Below are 18,561 nucleotides of genomic sequence, written 5' to 3'. Positions count from 1 at the left end.
TCTACGCCAAAAACACCCGCTCGAACGCCTGCTTCCCCGGCGGTGAAAACACCACCGCGCGGCTGTCCTTCTCCCGCCTTGCCCATTTCTCCGCCAGGATCTTGTCCAGAATAGCCGCGCCCAGCGTTCCCGCAAGGTGCGAGCGGCGCACGCTCCAGTCGAGGCAGGCGCGGCAGACCGGCCGGCGCGGCCTGGCGCCGACATCGATGCCGATGGCCGAAAAATGAGATGCCGCCGACGGCCCGAGCCTGATCTCCCCCAGCCTCATCTCATTGTCGTCGCGCAACAGGATGCCGCGCGCGACGAGCCGGTCGAGCATCGCCACCGCCTGTTCGCCGGCGAGGTGGTCGTAGCAGACGCGGGCGACGCGCATGGCGCCGTCGCGCGGGCCGGGCCGCACCCGCTTTGGGCCGACCGCTTCGGCCACCCCGCTGATCGCCTCGATCATCCCTGCCACCTGCGGCCCCGCGAGGCCGTAATAGCGATGCCGGCCCTGGCTGGCTAAAGTCAGCAGCCCGCCCTCCATCAGTTTCGACAGATGCGAGGACGCCGTCGGCAGTGACACGCCGGCCTCCAGCGCCAGTTCGCTGGCCGTCAAAGCCGTGCCGCCCATCAGCGCATTCAGCATGTTTGCCCGCGCCGGATCGCCGACCAGGCTGGCAATGCGGGCAATGTCGGGTCCTTCACGCATAGTTAGGTCTCCATCGAAGCATTCTCGTCAGATAAGCATTATTGTCGGGCGGGATCAAGGAGAACGCCGATGCCAACCGCTTCCGCCCCACTCGCCAGCCGCCGGCCGTTTCCGTTCGTCACCTGGCTGCAACGGCGGCCGCTCGCCCGCTGGTACGACCGCCATGTGCAGCGGCTAGACCTCGCGGAGATCGACGACCATCTGCTGCGCGATCTCGGCCTGACCCGTGAGGATGTGCGCCGCGAATGCGCAAAATCCTTCTGGCAGGCCTGACCGCCAGCACGTTTGCCTAGCAGACCCGGCAGCACAACGTTTCGAAGCCGCTCGAACTATCCACGCAGAAAACCCGGAGATCACGATGACCATCACCTGCTTCATCCGCTATGAGATCGACCCGTTCGGCAAGCCGGCCTTCGAGCAATATGCCAAGGCCTGGGGCCAGGCGATCCCGCGCTGCGGCGCCGATCTGATCGGCTACTACGCCCCGCATGAGGGCTCGGCCACCACGGCCTACGCCGCCTACAACATAGACAGCCTCGCTGCCTATGAGGCCTACCGCGCTCGTCTCGCAGCCGATCCGGCGGGCAAGGCCAATTACGAATTCGCCCGCCGCGAAAAGTTCATCTTGAAAGAGGACCGCATCTTCCTGAAGCTGGTGTCGGGGCCGCATGGACCGCGGCAGCTGTTCCAGACCGCGGTCAAGGAGGAGATATGATCGCTGTCATCTTCGAGGTGCAACCGGCTGAGGGAAAGCGCGATGCCTATCTCGGTATCGCTGCCGAGTTGCGGCCGCTGCTCGACGGCATAGACGGTTTCATCTCGATCAAGCGGTTTCAGAGCTTGGTCGACCCGAACCGCGTGCTGTCGCTGTCCTTCTGGCGCGACGAGGAAGCGGTCGAGGCATGGCGCAACACGGAAGAGCACCGGCAGGCGCAAAAGGCTGGCCGTGGCGGAATATTTGCCGGCTATCGGTTGCGGATTGCGCATGTGGTGCGGGATTACGGGCTGACGGAGAGGGACGAGGCGCCAGAGGATAGCAGGGCGGTGAATGGGTGACTAGGTATCGGCGTCGCGCCGGGCCCCCTCATCCGGCCGCTTCGCGGCCACCTTCTCGCCGCTGGGGAGAAGAGACTGGCGCAAGGCGTCGAAAATCTCCTCTCCCCTGGGGGAGAGGTCAGCCGAGCGAAGCGGAGGCTGGGTTAGGGGGCGCTTGGCGCTCATGCATTCCCGATCAGCACCCCGGCCGCAAACACCAGCGCCCCGCCCAGCACCACCTGAAACGCCGCGCGCAGAAACGGGGTTTGCATGTAGCGGTTCTGGACGAAGGCAATCGCCCAGAGCTCGAAGAACACCACCACAGCCGCCACCGCCGTCGCCGTCCAGAAATGCGGGATGATGTAAGGCAGCGCGTGGCCGAGGCCTCCCAGCGTCGTCATGATGCCGACCGTCAGTCCGCGCTTGATCGGCGAGCCACGCCCCGACAGCTTGCCGTCGTCCGAAGCGACTTCGGTAAAGCCCATCGAGATGCCGGCGCCGATCGAGGCGGCGAGGCCGACCAGCAGCGTCTGCCAGGTGTCGTGCGTGGCAAACGCGGCGGCAAAGATCGGCGCGAGTGTCGACACCGAGCCATCCATCAGCCCGGCCAGTCCCGGCTGGACATAGGTCAGGATGAACTGGCGCTGCTCGGCGCTGGCTTCCTCGTCCTTCACCTCGCCAGGCACAAGTTTCTGCTCCAGCCGATGCGCCGAATTCTCATGGCTTTGCTCGGCCGCGGCCAGGTCGCCGAGCAGTTTCCGCGTCGAGGCGTCGCTGGTGCGCTTGGCCGCCTCGACATAGAAGCGATAGGCCTGCTGCTCCATCGCTTCGGCCTGACGCCGCACATGCTCGATGCCGAGCGGTCGCACCAGCCAGTCGGGCTTGCGCTCGTAATAGCCTTTCACGTGCTCACGGCGCAGCAGCGGAATGCGCTCGCCGAAACGCTTGCGGTAAAGCTCGATCAGGGAATCACGATGGCCGTCTTCCTCCGCCGCCATCGCCTCGAACACTTTCGCCGATTGCGGAAAACTGTCAGCCAGCCCGTCGGCATAGGCGCGGTAGATGCGCCCGTCATCCTCTTCGGATGAAATTGCCAGGGCCAGGATCTCCTGTTCCGACAGCGTTTCGAAAGGACGGCGGCCGAAACCGAAGACACGGGAAAGCATGAGAAATTCACCCCAGTTTAGAACAATTCTAAACTAGGCGCTGCAGTCTCCGCGGTCAATCACCAGTCAAGAAATGTTGAAGCGCCGGATTGCAACGCGCCCTTCATTATCGGCAAATGTTCGCCTATATCGGTCGCGATACGCAAGCGAAAGGCATGAGCAAGATGACGGCAAAGCCGCACGACCACTTCGATCCGAAACCCGTCCTCGATCTGATCGCCAGCATCGAGGCCGATTTGCAACGGCTGAAAGGCCTGGTCGAACAGCAGGTCGAAAAATTCGACCCCGCCAATCCGCACAACAAGGCGCCCGACGGCAAGCTGACCGAGGAGGGCGTCGAATGCTGCTACCGCCTGTTCGACGAAGGCAAGTCGCGCTACTCGGTCGCCCAGCAGATGAAGATCTCGTTTGCCGCCGCGACGCACAGGTTCAACTCCTGGCGCAAGGCGGGCGGGCCGAAGCGGCAGAGGGCATTGCTGGGATAATTGGCGAAAGCCAAGGCGGAACCCGATCTCCCCCCTCGTGGGGGAGATGGCCGGCAGGCCAGGGCTGTCCCGCCGACCTTTCCCTGCCTGAAGCCCAGCACCGGCACCGTTCAGGATGCGCCGCCAAGCCCAGCCGCAATCACAATATGCTGCCAGACATTGTCGATGTCGCGGATGACGTCGTCATTCCAGAACCGCAGGACGGTCCAGCCATCTTGTTCGAGGTGCGATGTCCGCGTTTCATCACCGGCAGCCGCGCCGGCGTCCGCATGCTGGGAGCCATCGACTTCGATGACCAGCTTCTTCTCCGGGCAAGCGAAATCGACGATGTAGGCGGCAATCGGAAATTGTCGCCGGAAGCCAAGCCCCATCAGCCGGTGGGCACGAAGTTCGTTCCAGAGCTTGAGTTCGGCTGGCGTCAGGACTTTGCGCATCGATCTGGCGTTTGCGCGATGTCGAGGCGATAGAGGCGTGTGCGGCATTACGATGCTCGGTGGTTGCGGAGGCTTGCGCTCTATGGCGCCCTCCTCTGTCCTGCCGGACATCTCCCCCACTTGGGGGGAGATTGGCTGTACTTCCTACGGCGTCAGTTCAATTTCCTCCGTCTCGCCGCCATTGCAGGTGTAGCAGCAATCCTCGCATCTTTCCTTGTTGTTGGGGCCGACGCCCCAATAGGTTCCCTCGTCGCCGTCGACCCAGGCGCCGTAGCAGATGGACTCGCCCTCGTCGCACGACACCGGGATCTGCTTGGTCTCGCCATCGTCGAGATAGAAATCCTTGTCATTGCCCGGCCAGACATAGTCGCGGTCCTGGCTGTAGAGCTCGAGGCGCATGGCGTTGGGATGGCTGTTCTTGACGGCGAAGGTGATGTCGGCGGCATGAGCGGCCGGCGCAAACAGCGCGGCAAGCGACAGTGCGACGACGACGCGGCGCAGACAAGTGAAAGACATGGTGTTCCCCCGAGGCAAATCGGCCCCCCGGCCGAGGGGGCCAGCATCGCATGATGGCGGCTGACATTGAAGGGGAGCGGCTGACTGATTTTGGGGTGATTGGTGGAGGGGGCGGGCGTAATCTCCCCCCTTGAGGGGGAGATGGCCGACAGGCCAGAGGGGGTCGGATCGACCGGACTCGACTTGATTTCGTGGTTTCAAGCTAGTGCTTGACGCGAACGACCCCTTCTGTCGCCTGCGGCGACATCTCCCCCCTCGAGGGGGGAGATTGGCGCTACTCAACCAGATCGATCGTCTCGGTCGTCTTCTCCACACAGATGAAACAGCAGGTATCGCAAGGCTGGTCATTATCCGGCCCGACCCCGGCGGAGATCGCATCATTGCCGTTGACCCAGGCGCCGTAGCAGATGTTTTCTCCCGGATTGCACGAGATCGGCACCGATTTCTGCGAGCTCGGCTCGATCAGAAACACCTGACCACCACCCGGCCACGACATCTTGCGATCACGGCTGAACAACTCCACCGCCACCGCCTGTTTGCGCAAATTCTTGACGAAGAACGCCATATCGGCGGCATGGGTTGGGGTGGCGAGGAGCAGGGCGGTAAGGGTGAGGCGGAGCATGATGGGCGGTCCCGAATCGGAGATGCGAGGGTCGCACGCCGCGAGGGCCGGGCCTAGAGCCACGGCTAGGCAAGTCCCCCTCACCCGGATTGCCAGCCGAATGGCTAAAGGCAATTCGGGGCAATCCGACCTCTCCCCGAGGGGAGAGGAGCTCGCTCGGCGCTGGTGCTCGCCTCTTCTCCCCAGCGGGGAGAAGGTGGCCGCGAAGCGGCCGGATGAGGGGGCGGCCTCGTGATACCCTACGCCCCCTACTGCCCCACTTCACATGCGGCGCCAGCCGTCGGATCGCGTCAATCACCTCGGCGACTTCAGCAACGTCTAGATCCAGCCAACAAAAGTCAGCACCAGGAACGGACAGCCGGCGGCGGGCAGCGGCGCCGAGGTCGGCAGCAACGGCGCGCCCACAGCACCATGGCCACCGTCACGACAAACAGGATGGCGCGCCGGTGAGCCGCATCCACAGGGCAACGGTGCTCGACGCGCCGATCAGGACGAGCGCCGCCGCCCACAGCGAGATGCCGCCGACATAGGAGGGAACGCTGGCCTCCAGCCCCGCCGCATTGCCGGCCATGAGCAAGCTCTCGCCGGCAAGAAAGGGGAGGAATCCGGCCGCGACGCAGTCATTGCCCAGCCCTTGGTATTCATGGTCAGCAGCGCGGCCACCACTACGAGCGGCCACGCCGTCGATCTCCATAGTGTTTCACGCAGTGGAGCGCTGGCGACGAAGGTGCCGGCGAGGCCGAAGGCGCCACCGATGGCGGCGACGGTGTCGAGAGTGGTGCGCATGTGATGTTTCCCCCGAGCTGGCGAGAAAGATACTCTGGGATGGGGTGTTTTAAAATGTGGCTTCTCCAACGAGGAGCGCAGGATAGCGTCAAAGCGGAGAGCGTCGGACAATCATCGGGCCTGTAAAACTACCAAGCCCTGTCTCAAGAAGCGTCAGATCGCCGACACGCCGAATGCGTCGCCGAAAGCGCGGGCGATCTGGAAGGTCATGCTTGATGCGGACGTAGGGCGAAGTGAGCCCAAACGGAGGGTGGTGTCGGAGCGTGCAGTTGGCTACCGCGCTCTCAGCCGACGACCTTTGTCGTCAGGTGTCGTAGTGATCTAGGACAGCAGGAAAGTCCGATGCATGAGAGTAGTATCTCGGGCTTTCAAAATCATCCAAGCCATATTGCTTGTACTTCTTTCTCGCGGCCCTCCAAGCCATCACAAAGCTAGGCAGTCCGAGTTCCAACTCCAACTTCGATGGGCCATCGTACCAATCGCCCGAGATCAACGCCCCTTGACTCGGGACTTTCTTCGAAAGCGGACTTTTACCGGACTTCTTCAGTAAGGCGTCAACCAACCGATATCTCTCAGCGAGAGCCCTTCTCATAACATTAACAAGCCAACCATCAAGTTCTTGGAACCGCTCGATTGAATCCATAAGCGGACAAAAGCCAATGAACCCCCGCATCTTTCCCAATTTGCTACTGCCACCAAGGAATCCGGCAAGCTCACTTTGGGTAATCCCCCCATAAATGAATTTGCGTATTTCATTGACACACGTCACCAAATCCCAGTCGAAATGTTTCCCTATGACGCGCGATACATCCATCGTCCCGAGAGATTTCAAACTGTACAACTGATGTATATATAAAATCTTGCTTATCCGCCCTTTCGTTCTTTTAAATCCTCTCGTGGAGATTTCCACCTTATTGTTTGAAAACTTGTGCCCGATGTAATCGAAATCGCTGAGGATCATAATGTCATCGCCATCACCGTCGTTCACAAAAAACGATCTGCGCTCCGAACGTATATCTGACGACATCAGCGAGATCCCTGGAGACTTTTGGTGATTAATTGTGATGCCGGAATATCTACAGTGTTCCTCAAAGGCCTTTAAAATTTTGAGTGCGTCATCGTGGTTGTTAGTAACCGCAACGATGTCGTCAGCAAATCTCACAAATTGGCCGTTGGTCGCCTCAAGGCGCCGATCCAACTCGTGGCCTGCTAGATTCGCGAGAAAAAGAGACAGTGAGGAGCCTTGGGGGACACCTATCTGCCGAATCTCCGGCGGACCAGCCGCGTAGTGTTTCGCATCATAGATAGGATTGCAAAAATGCTCTAAGTACGTATTTTTCAGTGTCTGAAATATTAAAATTCAAAACGCTGAACAGGTGTTCAACATATTTATGATCGATACTATCGGAATATTTTGCAAAGTCGAATTGAATAATGTATTTGGTTGACCCGGTCAAATATGAGTTCAGCTGAATAACGGCATCGAAAAGACCTCGGTCTTTCATATACGCATAGCTAAACGGGGAAAATAGATTTCTGTTTTTATCCCGAAGTTTCCTGTAGAAGAGGTTCGCGATGGCTGCGTCTGGGATGGCGAAAACCATTATCTCGCGGAAGCCACCAGAATCCTTAGCGATCTTGTATCTGACGGCTGGTTGCGGCTGATATGTCCGCTCTCGAATCTCAGCCAGATAACACGAGCCAGAAATTTTGAATGAGCTAAGCAATATTTAGGATTGAAATGCGGAGCCACGCCCCAGATTCGCGGCTCGCGGTATACCCCTGTTTGTCCAGGAGTGCCAGTTCTTAGCTTATGTTTTCGCTGATACTTCCTATCCGCAAAGCGGCTTCGCTCTTCTTTCTTTAGCAATTTCTTGGATTGAAATTCGATTGCACGTCTTATTGCATCTTCCATCTTTTAAACCCTTGCGGGGTTGGGCCGCGCTAAGTCAGGGTCTCCCTAGGGAGACGGCGTTTGCGAGGGGCGACGATGCTTGCGACATCAACTGCATGGTGAAGCTTCGCGGCTCAACTAGCACGACACGTGCTTGACTCGCTTATTACAGTATTTACAGCGAATGGGAAGAGAGTTGGTGGCCGTTTGCTGCATGCTCTAACTAGAACGCAACCCAAATTGCTTGCGTAGCGCGCTCTGTTCGTCCCATCGGCTGATATTCGCACGTTCCGATGGGATCGAGAAATTACTGCAATTTCGAAAGAAGAATCGTCGCAGCGCCGGAAGACGTACCGCGCCGCTGCCCGGAAAGTATCTCCACCGCGCAGCTTCAGTGTCGCGCTGGCGGGGGGCCCGCTGCCTCCGGCAGCTCCCCCGCTTTCGAAGCCTGTCATCGATTCACTGGATCGATGACTTGGCGCGCTTTGCGCGCCAACCGGCTTCTCAATCCCCCATCTTCAAGGCCTGGATAAACGCCTCCTGCGGGATATCCACCTTCCCAAACTGGCGCATCCGCTTCTTGCCCTCTTTCTGCTTGTCGAGCAGCTTGCGCTTGCGGCTCACGTCGCCGCCATAGCACTTCGCGGTGACGTCCTTGCGCAGCGCCGAGATGGTTTCGCGGGCGATGACCTTGCCGCCGATGGCGGCCTGGATCGGGATCTTGAACAGATGGTTCGGGATCAGCTCCTTGAGCTTCTCGCACATCTGGCGGCCGCGCTTTTCCGCCGCTGTGCGGTGGACCAGCATGGACAGCGCGTCGACCGGCTCCTCATTGACCAGGATCGACATCTTCACCAAATCGCCTTCCCTATAGTCGGTCAGGTGGTAGTCGAAGGAGGCGTAGCCCTTGGAGATCGATTTTAGCCGGTCGTAGAAATCGAAGACGACTTCGTTGAGCGGCAGATCGTAGATCAGCATGGCGCGCTTGCCGACATAGGACAGGTCGGCCTGGATGCCGCGCCGGTCCTGGCAGAGTTTCAGGATACCGCCGAGATAATCGTCAGGGGTCAGGATGGTGGCGCGGATCCACGGTTCCTCGATGGCTGAGATTTTCACCACGTCGGGCATGTCGGCGGGGTTGTGCAGTTCCTTGACCGAGCCGTCATTGAGCAGCAGCCGGTAGACGACGCTCGGCGCGGTGGCGATCAGGTCGAGGTTGAACTCGCGCTCCAGCCGCTCCTGGATGATTTCGAGATGCAGCAGGCCAAGGAAGCCGCAGCGATAGCCGAAGCCGAGCGCGGCACTGGTTTCCATTTCATAGGAGAAGGAGGCGTCGTTGAGGCGCAGTTTGCCGACGGCGGCGCGCAGATCCTCGAAATCGGCGGCGTCGACCGGGAACAGGCCGCAGAACACCACCGGCTGCGCCGGCTTGAAGCCGGGCAGGGCGTGCGCGGTCTGGCGCTTGTCCTCTGTGATGGTGTCGCCGACGCGGGTGTCGGCTACTTCCTTGATCGAGCCGGTGAAGAAGCCGAACTCGCCGGGGCCGAGCTCGTCGACATTGATGCGGGCCGGCGTGAACACGCCGGTGCGCTCGACCAGATGTTTGGCGCCGGTGCCCATCATGCGGATGGTCGCCCCCTTTTTCAGCACGCCGTCGATGATGCGCACCAGCACGATGACGCCGAGATAGGCGTCGTACCAGCTGTCGACCAGCATGGCTTTCAGGGGTGCTGACGCATCGCCTTCGCGCGGCGGCGGCAATTGGTGGACGATAGCCTCCAGCACATCGGGAATGCCGAGGCCGGTCTTGGCCGAGATCAGCACGGCGTTGGAAGCGTCGATGCCGATGACTTCCTCGACCTGCTCGCGGATGCGCTCGGGCTCGGCGGCCGGCAGGTCGACCTTGTTCAGCACCACGACGATCTCGTGGTTGTTGTCGATGGCCTGGTAGACATTGGCCAGCGTCTGCGCCTCGACGCCTTGCGAGGCGTCGACGACTAGCAGCGAGCCCTCGCAGGCGGCCAGCGAACGCGACACTTCATAGGCGAAGTCGACATGGCCGGGCGTGTCGATCAGGTTGAGGATATAGTCCTCGCCATTGTTGGCGCGGTATTTCAGCCGCACGGTCTGCGCCTTGATGGTGATGCCGCGCTCGCGCTCGATGTCCATCGAGTCCAGCACCTGCTCCTTCATGTCGCGCAGCTCCAGCCCGCCGGTGGACTGGATCAGCCGGTCGGCAAGCGTGGATTTGCCATGGTCGATATGGGCGACGATGGAGAAATTGCGGATGTGGTCGAGAGGCGTGCTCATGGCGCGCGCTTTAGCAGGGGCGGGTTGCAGGGGCAAGCGGGGTGGCGGTGCCCTTGCCTTCTCCCCTTGTGGGAGAAGGTGGATCGGCGCGCAGCGCCGAGACGGATGAGGGGTGTTCCAGCTTGACGCCGGCGTTCTTTCACCGCCATGGCTGCAAACTGACATCCTTACATAAGCGATTATCGTGGTGCAGACGCTGTCCATGTCTTTCAGGACATCGTCGTTCCAAAAGCGCAACACACGAAGCCTCTCGCCTCCAGTTCCGTTCTACGGGCCTGGTCTGACTCTGAGTCCGCATGCTGACTCCCATCGATCTCGATGATGAGGAGTGATTCAAGACAAGCGAAATCGGCGACGTATTTTCCAACAGGAACTTGGCGCCGAAATTTGATCCGATCGAGCCTGCGGTCACGTAGTTCGTGCCACAGTTTGTCTTCCGCCTCCGTCATTTCACGTCGGAGCGAACGGGCAAAGTTTCGTTTGGCAGGAGCGACGGGCTGATGTGGCGTGACGTTAGATTAACCAACGTCTCACTCCGCTGGAACACCCCTCATCCGTCTCGGCGCTTCGCGCCGATCCACCTTCTCCCACAAGGGGAGAAGGCAACGACGCGTCCGCCCCCAATCACGAAACGGTGAACCATGTAACGAAGCCTCGGGCAGCGGCGAAGTGTGGGATGAACCCGCCGCAACGGAGACCCCCGATGACTGGACTAAACCCAAAACGCGCCGGCATGCTGGCTGCCGTAGGCGCCGCGCTGATGATGCTTGGCGGCACCGCCTTCGCCCAGCCGCTCACCGTGGTCGAATTGTTCACCAGCCAGGGCTGTTCGTCTTGCCCGCCGGCCAATGCCAACCTGATCAAGGTCAAGGACGAGCCGGGTGTTCTGGCGCTGTCGTTCAACGTCACCTACTGGGACTATCTCGGCTGGAAGGACATTTTCGGCCGCGAGGAGTTCACCCAGCGCCAGGTGCGCTATGAGCCGTCGCTCGGCCGCTCCGGCCCGTTCACGCCGCAGGTCGTGGTCAATGGCGGTGCCGATGCGGTGGGCGCGGCATCAGGCGAGATCGAGCAGCTGATTTCCGCGAATGGCCGCACGAACGGGCCGACGCTGTCGCTCGACGGCGGCAAGATCAGCATCGGCGCCGGTTCCGCGCCGGCCGGCCGCGCCGATGTCTGGCTGGTTCGCTACAACAAGGGCGTCATCGAAGTGCCGGTGGCGCGCGGCGAGAATACCGGCCGCACGCTGCCGCATGCCAATGTCGTGCACTCGCTGGAGAAACTCGGCAGCTGGAGCGGCGGCGCCACCACACTGCCATTGCCGGCGGCAAGCGGCGGGCTGAGCACCGCGGTGCTGGTGCAGTCGCCGGGTGGTGGGCCGATCCTGGCTGCAGCCGCCGACTGATTCTTTTTCTACGCAACGCCGCTAGCGCGGCATAACCGGGCTCGCATCCGCGCGCCCTCTTCAAGGAGGAAATACCATCATGACCAAGACCCTGACCGCGCTCGCTTTTGCGCTTTCGATGACCGCCTTCGCCTCCGGCGCCCGCGGGGACGAAGCGACCAACGCCATGAAGCCGGCGATGGCAACTGATGCGATGAAGCCCGCGACCGATGCGATGGCGCCGGCGACCGATGCCATCAAGCCAGCCGACCCAATGGCGACGAATGCGATGAAACCCGCCGCCAACGCCATGAAGCCGGCCGATGCCATGAAACCCGCAACGGATGCGATGAAGCCGGCGGACGCCATGGCGCCCGCGCAATAAGGCTGGGTCCCATGGCCCGGCCGCACAGTGGCCGGGCCGGCGCACGGCAATTTGAGAAACCAGGCGGGACGTTCTGTCGTATAGTCTTCGCCACCATCAAGGAGATCAGACATGACCGGCATTGCAAGGACGAGAACGCCGATCTTCAAGAGGGCGCTTGCCGCGCTCATCGTCGCCGCCGCCGCGGCCGCCTTCTGGCAGAGCCCTGCGCGCTCGGCCGAGGACGCGGTGGTGATCCCGCCGCCGGCAATGGACGAGAAGGCCGCCAGCGGCAGCGAGAAGGCTATCTTCGCCGGCGGCTGCTTCTGGGGCGTGCAGGGCGTGTTCCAGCACGTCAAGGGCGTGACCAAGGCCGTCTCCGGCTACACCGGCGGCGCCAAGGATGACGCCGTCTACGAAACGGTGGGCAGCGGCCGCACCGGCCACGCCGAATCGGTCGAGATCACCTACGATCCGTCCAAGGTGACCTATGGCCAGCTGCTGCAGGTCTATTTCTCGGTCGCCCACAACCCGACGCAGTTGAACTTCCAGGGCCCCGACTCGGGCACCCAGTACCGCTCGACCATCTTTGCCGAGAACGATGCGCAGCAGAAGATCGCCCAGAGCTACATCGCCCAGCTCGACCAGGCCAAGGTGTTTTCAAAACCCATCGTCACCACGCTGGAGACGGGCAAAACCTTCTATCCGGCCGAGGAATATCACCAGGACTTTCTGACGCTGAACCCGACCTACCCCTACATCGTCTACAACGACCTGCCCAAGGTGGCGAATTTGAAGGCGCTGTTCCCGGGGTTGTACAGCGAGAAGCCGGTGCTGGTGCTGGCGGGGAAGAGCTGAGGGGCGATAGGACTTGGCCGGACGCAGAGAGCGGCGACGCCCTACCTGAGACGCCAGCGGGACAGCACCCCGCTCTGCCCTTCCGGGCATCTCCCCCTCAAGGGGTGAGATTGGCAGCGTCGCTGACGGTGCTCATCTTGCAAGGTTGGCGAAGGCCGCAGTGAGGAGCTGATCTCCCCCCTTGAGGGGGAGATGGCCGTCAGGCCAGAGGGGGGTGCCTCGCGCAAACCGCGATTAGAGAGCCCTTCAATCATACGTCAGATCCGTCGCCTTCCCGCCAAACACCCGATACGCATAGAACGAATAGAAGATGATCACCGGCAACACGACGACCGTGCCGGCGAGGATGATGGCCAGGCTTTCCGTCGCCGACGCCGCCTGCCAGATGGTCAGCCTGTCGGGCACCACGAAAGGATAGAACGACCAGGCAAGCCCGGCAAAGCCGAGCGCGAAGATGGCGGCGAGCGTCAGGAACGGCCGCAGCGCGTGGCGATCGTCGGGCTTGGGCAGATGGAAGGTCTGCCGCCACAGCCACAGGAACAGCAGCGCCGACAGGATCGGCAGCGGCGACAGATAGAGCATTTCGGGCCAGACGAACCATTTGGCGAAAATGCGCGGACTGGCGAATGGGGTCGCCAGCGACACCGCCGCCATGCCGAGCGCGGTCAGCACCAGGGCCGTGCGCAGCCAGGCCACCGCCTTCCTCTGCAAATCGCCCTCGGTCTTGTAGATGACCCAGGCCGCGCCCATCGCTGCATAGGCCGCCGACAGGCAGAGCGCCACCAGCGCGCCGAAAGCGATGCCACCAAAACCGACATCGAGGCCAAGCACATAGACGCCGAGCATATAGCCTTGCGCCAGCGAGGCGATGACGGAACCGAGGAAGAAAATGCGGTTCCAGCGATGCTTCTTGCCGGCGGGCACCTTGGCGCGGAAATCGAAGGCGACGCCGCGCAGGATGAGGCCGACCAAAAGCACGAAGACGGGAATGTAGAGCGCGGTGAGGATGACGCCATGCGCCAGCGGGAAGGCGACCAGGAGCAGGCCGACGGCCAGCACCAGCCAGGTCTCGTTGGCATCCCAGAACGGGCCTATTGCCGCGATCATGGTGTCCTGCTCGGCATCTTCGGCGACCGAGAACAGGATGCCGATGCCGAGATCGAAACCGTCGAGAATGACGTAGATCAGGATGGCGAGGCCCATCAGGCCGGCGAAGATCAGGGGCAGCGCGGTTGGCCAGTCGAAGGTCATCGGTCTGTCATCCCTCTCATCAACGGTTCTGCCCTTCGCCATGGCTCCGGGCGTTCGTCATTCGAAAAGCCAAATCGTTGGCTTTTCGTCCGCTACGCGGACCATTCCTCACTCTCCCGCGGCCGGTTGCGACATCGCCGTCTTCATGACGCCCGGGAGCGGCGAGGTATCGCCGTCCTTGGCGGCCTTCAGCGCCAGGTGCACCAGCACGCCGAGATAGGCGATCAACAGCAGCACATAGAGGATGAGATAGATGGCGAGCGTCAGCGCGACATGGCTGCCGGCGACCGGGCCGATAGCGTCGGCGGTTTTCAGCACGCCGGTGACCAGCCAGGGCTGGCGGCCGATTTCGGTGGTGTACCAGCCGGCCAGCGTCGCCAGCCAGCCGGAGAGCGCCATCGGCACCATCAGCATGGCCAGCGGCTTGGGCAGGCTGTGGCGGCGCTTGAGGAAGAAGGTCGCCGACCACGAGACGATGAGCATCAAAATGCCGGTGCCGACCATGATGCGGAAGCCCCAGAACACCGGGAAGACCGGCGGATGCAGGCCGGGATAGTCGTTCAGCCCCGGCACGATGCCGCTGGTGGAATGGCGCAGCACCATGCTGGCGCCGTCGGGAATGGCGATCTCGATTTTGTTTTCCTTCGCCGCCTCGTCGGGCAGCGCAAACAGCACCAGCGGCACGTTGGGGCCGGTGTTCCAGTTCGCCTCCATGGCGGCGATCTTCTGCGGCTGGTGCTCCAGCGTATTCAGCCCGTGCTGGTCGCCGGCAAAGATCTGGATCGGGATCAGGATGGCGGCGGTGAAGACGCCGGTGCGCAGCGCCTTCCACATCGATTCCGACCGGTCGCCGGTGAGATAGCGCAGCGCCGACAGGCCGGCGATCAGGAACGACACCGTCAGGCCGGAGGCGAGCAGCATATGCGTCAGGCGGTAGGGCATGGACGGGTTGAAGACGATCGCCCACCAGTCGACGGGATGAGCCTTGCCGTCGATCATCTCGAAGCCGGCCGGCGTCTGCATCCAGGAGTTCAGCGCAATGATCCAGAAGGCCGACAGCGTGGTGCCGCCGGCGACCAATACCGTCGCCAGCGTGTGGACGCGGTTGGAGACGCGGCGGAACCCGAACAGCATGATGCCGAGGAAGGCAGCTTCGAGGAAGAAGGCGGTGAGGATCTCGTAGGCAAGCAGCGGCCCGGCGATGTTGCCTACATGCTCCATATAGCCCGGCCAGTTGGTGCCGAACTGGAAGCTCATGGTGACGCCCGAGACCACGCCCATGGCGAAGGACAGCGCGAACACCTTTACCCAGGTGAAATAGGCGCGCATCCAGGCGGAATCGCCGGTGGCGTTGTAGCGGAGCTTGAAGAACAGCAGCACCCAGCCAAGCGCAATCGTGATGGTCGGAAACAGGATGTGGAACGAGATATTCGCCCCGAACTGCATTCGCGACAGGATGAGCGGGTCCATGCGGGCTCCGGCTGCTGTTTGTTGGCGCAGAATAGGCGGCGGATGCGGTCCGGTCAAAGCGGCTTGGCGTCACGCGGGGCGCGTTGTCGCAGCAGATCGTATCAAACCGTCAGCGCCCCGACACCCCCATGACGAAACGGCAAAAGGGGAACGTTTGTCCACAATTGTCAGCAGCGGCATTGACTTCCGAGCCTGCACACCGACATTCAGCGCAATAATAATCCCCGCCTCTTTCAAACAGTCGTTTTCGGCCTCATGTCTTCCACGAATTTGCCTTCCATCATTTCGATTGCCGGGGTCACCAAGACCTACGCCACCGGCTTCAAGGCGCTGAAGGAAATCAACCTCGACATCGAACGCGGCGAGATTTTCGCGCTGCTGGGGCCGAACGGCGCCGGCAAGACGACGCTGATCTCGATCGTCTGCGGCATCGTCAACCGTTCGTCGGGAACGGTGACCGTCGACGGCCACGACATCAACCGAGACTACCGCGCCGCGCGCAGCCTGATCGGGCTGGTGCCGCAGGAGCTGACCATCGACGCGTTCGAGAGCGTCTGGGCAACCGTCACCTACAGTCGCGGCCTGTTTGGCAAGCCGCCCAATCCGGGCTTCGTCGAAAAGGTGCTGCGCGACTTGTCGTTGTGGGACAAGAAGGACGCCAAGGCGATCACGCTGTCGGGCGGCATGAAGCGGCGGCTGATGATTGCAAAGGCGCTGTCACATGAGCCGCGCATCCTGTTCCTCGACGAACCCACGGCCGGCGTCGACGTCGAACTGCGCCAGGACATGTGGGCGATGGTGCGGCGGCTGCGCGACGACGGCGTCACCATCATCCTCACCACGCACTATATCGAAGAGGCCGAGGCGATGGCCGACCGTGTCGGTGTCATCAACCGCGGCGAGATCATCCTGGTCGAGGGCAAGGCCGAACTGATGCGCAAGCTCGGCCGCAAGCGCCTGATCGTCGAATTGCGCAACCCGCTCACCGCCATTCCCGATGCATTTTCGCACTACGCGTTGGAGCTGTCGGGCGATGGCACACAGCTGACCTACACCTATGACAATCAGAGCGAACGCCCCGGCGTCGCATCGCTGCTGCGCGAACTCGAGACGGCCGGCATCCAGTTTCGCGACATGGACACGCAAAACAGCTCGCTGGAGGAGATCTTCGTCAATCTGTTGAGGCAAGAGCCATGAATTGGCGAGCAGTATGGGCGATCTACCGGGTCGAGATGGCGCGTGCGTTCCGCACCGTGCTGCAGAGCATCGTCTCGCCGGTGATCTCGACATCGCTTTATTTCGTCGTCTTCGGCTCGGCCATCGGCTCGCGCATCACCGAGATCGACGGCATCAGCTACGGCGCCTTCATCGTGCCCGGCCTGATCATGCTCTCACTGTTGACGCAGTCGATCTCCAACGCCTCCTTTGCCATCTATTTCCCGAAATTCGTCGGCTCCATCTACGAGCTCTTGTCGGCGCCGGTGTCGTATCTGGAGATCGTCATCGCCTATGTCGGCGCCGCCGCGACCAAGTCGATCATCCTCGGCTTGATCATCCTGGCGACGGCCTCGCTGTTCGTGCCGCTCACCATCCAGCATCCGTTCTGGATGCTGGCCTTCCTTGTCTTGACGGCGGTGACCTTCAGCCTGTTCGGCTTCATCATCGGCATCTGGGCGAAAAGCTTCGAGCAATTGCAGCTGGTGCCGCTGTTGATCATCACGCCGCTGACCTTCCTCGGCGGCAGCTTCTATTCGATCAACATGCTGCCCGAGACCTGGCGCACGGTGACGCTGTTCAACCCGGTCGTCTACCTGATCAGCGGTTTCCGCTGGAGCTTTTACGGCAAGTCCGATGTCTCGGTCGCCGTCAGCCTGGGCATGACGATGGTGTTCCTCGCCATCTGCATCGCCATCGTCGCTTGGATCTTCCGGACCGGCTACCGGCTGCGCAACTGACCCTGCCGCTCTAAAGCGCGTCGCGTTTGAACGGACTCAGGCGACGCGCATTAGGTCTTTGTTTTTATGCATGTCGTTTGCTCAAATCGGGACCACTTTTGAGCGACATGCAAATAGGCGATCGCCCGTGCGCCGGTCAAATCAACAGTTTTGCTGGGGGCAAATTGGCCACGTTGGCCGCCACGCTTCTTGCTAGATCGCCTTGATGAGGCGCAGCAACCCCAGCATCTCGATCAGCCTGCCCTCGCGGAAGGCGATGTAGGTCGGTTCTTCGACGCCATGGAAGCGGCGCTTGAACGCCGCCTGGCCTTTGAGGTTGAACTTGCTGCGGTTGACCCAGGGAGACTCATAGGCCCGCTCGAAGGCGTTGCGCCAGAAGCTCGATTCGGCAAAGCCGTTGGCTCCGACATCGAGCATCGGCGACAGGCCGAGCGTGACGACCGAAATGCCCTCATTGCGAAAGCGGTCGACGGCGAATTTGGTCAGCCCGATTTCGGCATGCGGCGAGGCATCGATGTGCTTGCGCTTGAACGAGGTGGTGTAGCCGATCACCTTGCCGCCGCTGAACATCGGATCGAAATCGAGCAGGGCGACGAGCTCGCCTTCCGGGCTGTAGAGCACGAAACGGCGCATATCGATGCCGAGATGATCGGCAAAGGGCCGGTTGAGGAAGGCCATCTCCCAGCGCTTGACGATGCGGTCGGCCCGCCAGTTCTGCGACAGGCGCTGGACTTCGTCGAGATAGACCGCTCCTTCGCCAAAGGAAAACCCCTTCTTCAAGAGCCAGCGTTCGGAATAGCGCACGGTTTCGTTGCGCTTGCCGGAAAAATCGTGAGCCGGCAGTTCCAGCCGCGTGTCGACGCCGAGGCGGTTGACCTGGTAGCCGAGCCCTGCCAGAACGCGCGCCGTCGGTTCGCCGATCTGCACGAACCACGGGCTGTCGGCGGCTTCGACAAAGCGCCTGATATAGTCGGGCCGATCGGCCGGATGGGCGACCGGGTCACCGAGCGCGAAATGGTGCTTCATCTTGGTGCCGAAGGCGATGTAGCCGTCGGCGTCGCCGAAATAGGACAGTTTTTGCTGCACGGCGGTCGAATAGGCCAGCGAGAAGTCGCCGTGCCGGCGGACAAGCGCCAGCCGCTCGACATGCGAAAAATCCTGGCGCGGCACCTTGGCTGCGGCGCCCTCCAGCAGTCTGTCGAGAAAGATGCGCAAGGAGGGCATGGTCGAGCTTCCGCGTGCCGATGATAAACAGAGGCTTGCCCCCAGGGCCTCGAATCAGTCGCATTGACGCGACCTCATTATCGATCATATCGCCCCTGTGCCATATGGGACGTGCC

General features: G+C 61.7%; 21 protein-coding genes. 9 read left to right on the top strand and 12 right to left on the bottom strand.

Features of this window, described 5'->3' with window-relative positions:
• Position 1: 1 nt before the first annotated feature.
• Positions 2-691: an ArsR/SmtB family transcription factor gene (locus tag NKJ76_RS11910; RefSeq protein ID WP_352537485.1), complete on the bottom strand. Its 690-nt coding sequence runs from the start codon at positions 689-691 to the stop codon at positions 2-4.
• Positions 692-760: 69 nt separating this feature from the next.
• Here NKJ76_RS11910 and NKJ76_RS11905 point away from each other — a divergent pair, with 69 nt between their 5' ends.
• The 3 genes from NKJ76_RS11905 to NKJ76_RS11895 all read left to right on the top strand — a co-directional run bounded on the left by NKJ76_RS11905 (position 761) and on the right by NKJ76_RS11895 (position 1,747).
• On the top strand, positions 761-964 hold the full coding sequence (locus NKJ76_RS11905) for a DUF1127 domain-containing protein (RefSeq protein WP_352537484.1): 204 nt from the start codon (positions 761-763) through the stop codon (positions 962-964).
• Positions 965-1,049: 85 nt separating this feature from the next.
• A complete protein-coding gene (locus tag NKJ76_RS11900; RefSeq protein WP_023673248.1) occupies positions 1,050-1,406 on the top strand; it encodes an NIPSNAP family protein in 357 nt (118 codons plus the stop codon).
• Positions 1,403-1,747 carry an antibiotic biosynthesis monooxygenase family protein gene (locus NKJ76_RS11895; RefSeq protein ID WP_352537483.1) on the top strand — a complete coding sequence of 115 codons (345 nt, stop codon included), beginning with the start codon at positions 1,403-1,405 and terminating at the stop codon, positions 1,745-1,747. The genes NKJ76_RS11900 and NKJ76_RS11895 overlap by 4 nt, the downstream gene beginning before the upstream one ends.
• A 161-nt stretch (positions 1,748-1,908) precedes the next feature.
• On the opposite strand, the gene mbfA is transcribed toward NKJ76_RS11895, so the two are convergent.
• On the bottom strand, positions 1,909-2,892 hold the full coding sequence (mbfA, locus tag NKJ76_RS11890) for an iron exporter MbfA (RefSeq protein ID WP_023744860.1): 984 nt from the start codon (positions 2,890-2,892) through the stop codon (positions 1,909-1,911).
• A 164-nt stretch (positions 2,893-3,056) separates the two neighbouring features.
• On the opposite strand from mbfA, the gene NKJ76_RS11885 reads away from it, so the two are divergent.
• A complete protein-coding gene (locus NKJ76_RS11885) occupies positions 3,057-3,377 on the top strand; it encodes a hypothetical protein (protein WP_023681249.1) in 321 nt (106 codons plus the stop codon).
• 110 nt (positions 3,378-3,487) lie between these two features.
• Here NKJ76_RS11885 and NKJ76_RS11880 read toward each other — a convergent pair whose 3' ends face one another.
• The 7 genes from NKJ76_RS11880 to NKJ76_RS11850 all read right to left on the bottom strand — a co-directional run bounded on the left by NKJ76_RS11880 (position 3,488) and on the right by NKJ76_RS11850 (position 10,388).
• Positions 3,488-3,859, bottom strand: a complete 372-nt coding sequence (locus tag NKJ76_RS11880) for an endonuclease domain-containing protein (protein ID WP_352537523.1) — start codon at positions 3,857-3,859, stop codon at positions 3,488-3,490.
• Between the two features lie 96 nt (positions 3,860-3,955).
• Positions 3,956-4,327: a hypothetical protein gene (locus tag NKJ76_RS11875; RefSeq protein ID WP_023681251.1), complete on the bottom strand. Its 372-nt coding sequence runs from the start codon at positions 4,325-4,327 to the stop codon at positions 3,956-3,958.
• A gap of 274 nt (positions 4,328-4,601) precedes the next feature.
• A complete protein-coding gene (locus tag NKJ76_RS11870; RefSeq protein ID WP_023828861.1) occupies positions 4,602-4,949 on the bottom strand; it encodes a hypothetical protein in 348 nt (115 codons plus the stop codon).
• 421 nt (positions 4,950-5,370) lie between these two features.
• Entirely contained in the window at positions 5,371-5,643 is a 273-nt protein-coding gene (locus tag NKJ76_RS11865; protein ID WP_352537482.1) for a hypothetical protein, read from the bottom strand.
• 396 nt (positions 5,644-6,039) lie between these two features.
• Positions 6,040-6,993 (bottom strand): reverse transcriptase domain-containing protein, encoded by a 954-nt coding sequence (locus tag NKJ76_RS11860; RefSeq protein WP_352537522.1) that lies wholly within the window; start codon positions 6,991-6,993, stop codon positions 6,040-6,042.
• A 1,140-nt stretch (positions 6,994-8,133) separates the two neighbouring features.
• Positions 8,134-9,939: a translation elongation factor 4 gene (gene lepA, locus NKJ76_RS11855; protein ID WP_352537481.1), complete on the bottom strand. Its 1,806-nt coding sequence runs from the start codon at positions 9,937-9,939 to the stop codon at positions 8,134-8,136.
• A 209-nt stretch (positions 9,940-10,148) separates the two neighbouring features.
• Entirely contained in the window at positions 10,149-10,388 is a 240-nt protein-coding gene (locus NKJ76_RS11850) for an endonuclease domain-containing protein (protein ID WP_352537480.1), read from the bottom strand.
• A 254-nt stretch (positions 10,389-10,642) separates the two neighbouring features.
• Here NKJ76_RS11850 and NKJ76_RS11845 point away from each other — a divergent pair, with 254 nt between their 5' ends.
• The 3 genes from NKJ76_RS11845 (at position 10,643) to msrA (ending at position 12,545) form a co-directional block, all read left to right on the top strand.
• Entirely contained in the window at positions 10,643-11,344 is a 702-nt protein-coding gene (locus NKJ76_RS11845) for a DUF1223 domain-containing protein (RefSeq protein WP_352537479.1), read from the top strand.
• A gap of 79 nt (positions 11,345-11,423) precedes the next feature.
• Positions 11,424-11,708 (top strand): hypothetical protein, encoded by a 285-nt coding sequence (locus NKJ76_RS11840; protein WP_352537478.1) that lies wholly within the window; start codon positions 11,424-11,426, stop codon positions 11,706-11,708.
• Between the two features lie 111 nt (positions 11,709-11,819).
• Positions 11,820-12,545: a peptide-methionine (S)-S-oxide reductase MsrA gene (gene msrA / locus NKJ76_RS11835; RefSeq protein WP_352537477.1), complete on the top strand. Its 726-nt coding sequence runs from the start codon at positions 11,820-11,822 to the stop codon at positions 12,543-12,545.
• A gap of 246 nt (positions 12,546-12,791) precedes the next feature.
• Here the strand turns inward: msrA and NKJ76_RS11830 are convergent, their stop codons facing one another.
• Together NKJ76_RS11830 and NKJ76_RS11825 are read right to left on the bottom strand one after the other, a co-directional pair.
• Positions 12,792-13,796, bottom strand: a complete 1,005-nt coding sequence (locus NKJ76_RS11830) for a cytochrome d ubiquinol oxidase subunit II (RefSeq protein WP_352537476.1) — start codon at positions 13,794-13,796, stop codon at positions 12,792-12,794.
• Positions 13,797-13,904: 108 nt separating this feature from the next.
• Positions 13,905-15,266 carry a cytochrome ubiquinol oxidase subunit I gene (locus tag NKJ76_RS11825; RefSeq protein ID WP_352537475.1) on the bottom strand — a complete coding sequence of 454 codons (1,362 nt, stop codon included), beginning with the start codon at positions 15,264-15,266 and terminating at the stop codon, positions 13,905-13,907.
• A 270-nt stretch (positions 15,267-15,536) separates the two neighbouring features.
• Between NKJ76_RS11825 and NKJ76_RS11820 the strand changes: the two genes are divergently transcribed.
• Positions 15,537-16,463, top strand: a complete 927-nt coding sequence (locus tag NKJ76_RS11820; protein WP_023681262.1) for an ABC transporter ATP-binding protein — start codon at positions 15,537-15,539, stop codon at positions 16,461-16,463.
• The gene (locus tag NKJ76_RS11815) at positions 16,460-17,221 is read left to right on the top strand and encodes an ABC transporter permease (RefSeq protein ID WP_352537474.1); all 762 of its coding nucleotides are present in this window, start codon (positions 16,460-16,462) and stop codon (positions 17,219-17,221) included. Before NKJ76_RS11820 ends, NKJ76_RS11815 begins: the two co-directional genes overlap by 4 nt.
• Positions 17,222-17,413: 192 nt before the next feature.
• Here NKJ76_RS11815 and NKJ76_RS11810 read toward each other — a convergent pair whose 3' ends face one another.
• Positions 17,414-18,445 (bottom strand): phosphatidylglycerol lysyltransferase domain-containing protein, encoded by a 1,032-nt coding sequence (locus tag NKJ76_RS11810; RefSeq protein WP_352537473.1) that lies wholly within the window; start codon positions 18,443-18,445, stop codon positions 17,414-17,416.
• Positions 18,446-18,561 lie beyond the last annotated feature (116 nt).

This window comes from Mesorhizobium sp. M0029 (genome assembly GCF_040323735.1).
GTDB lineage: Bacteria > Pseudomonadota > Alphaproteobacteria > Rhizobiales > Rhizobiaceae > Mesorhizobium.
The sequence above is the reverse complement of the archived record's forward strand: the minus strand, read 5'-3'. Positions and strand labels throughout refer to the sequence as shown.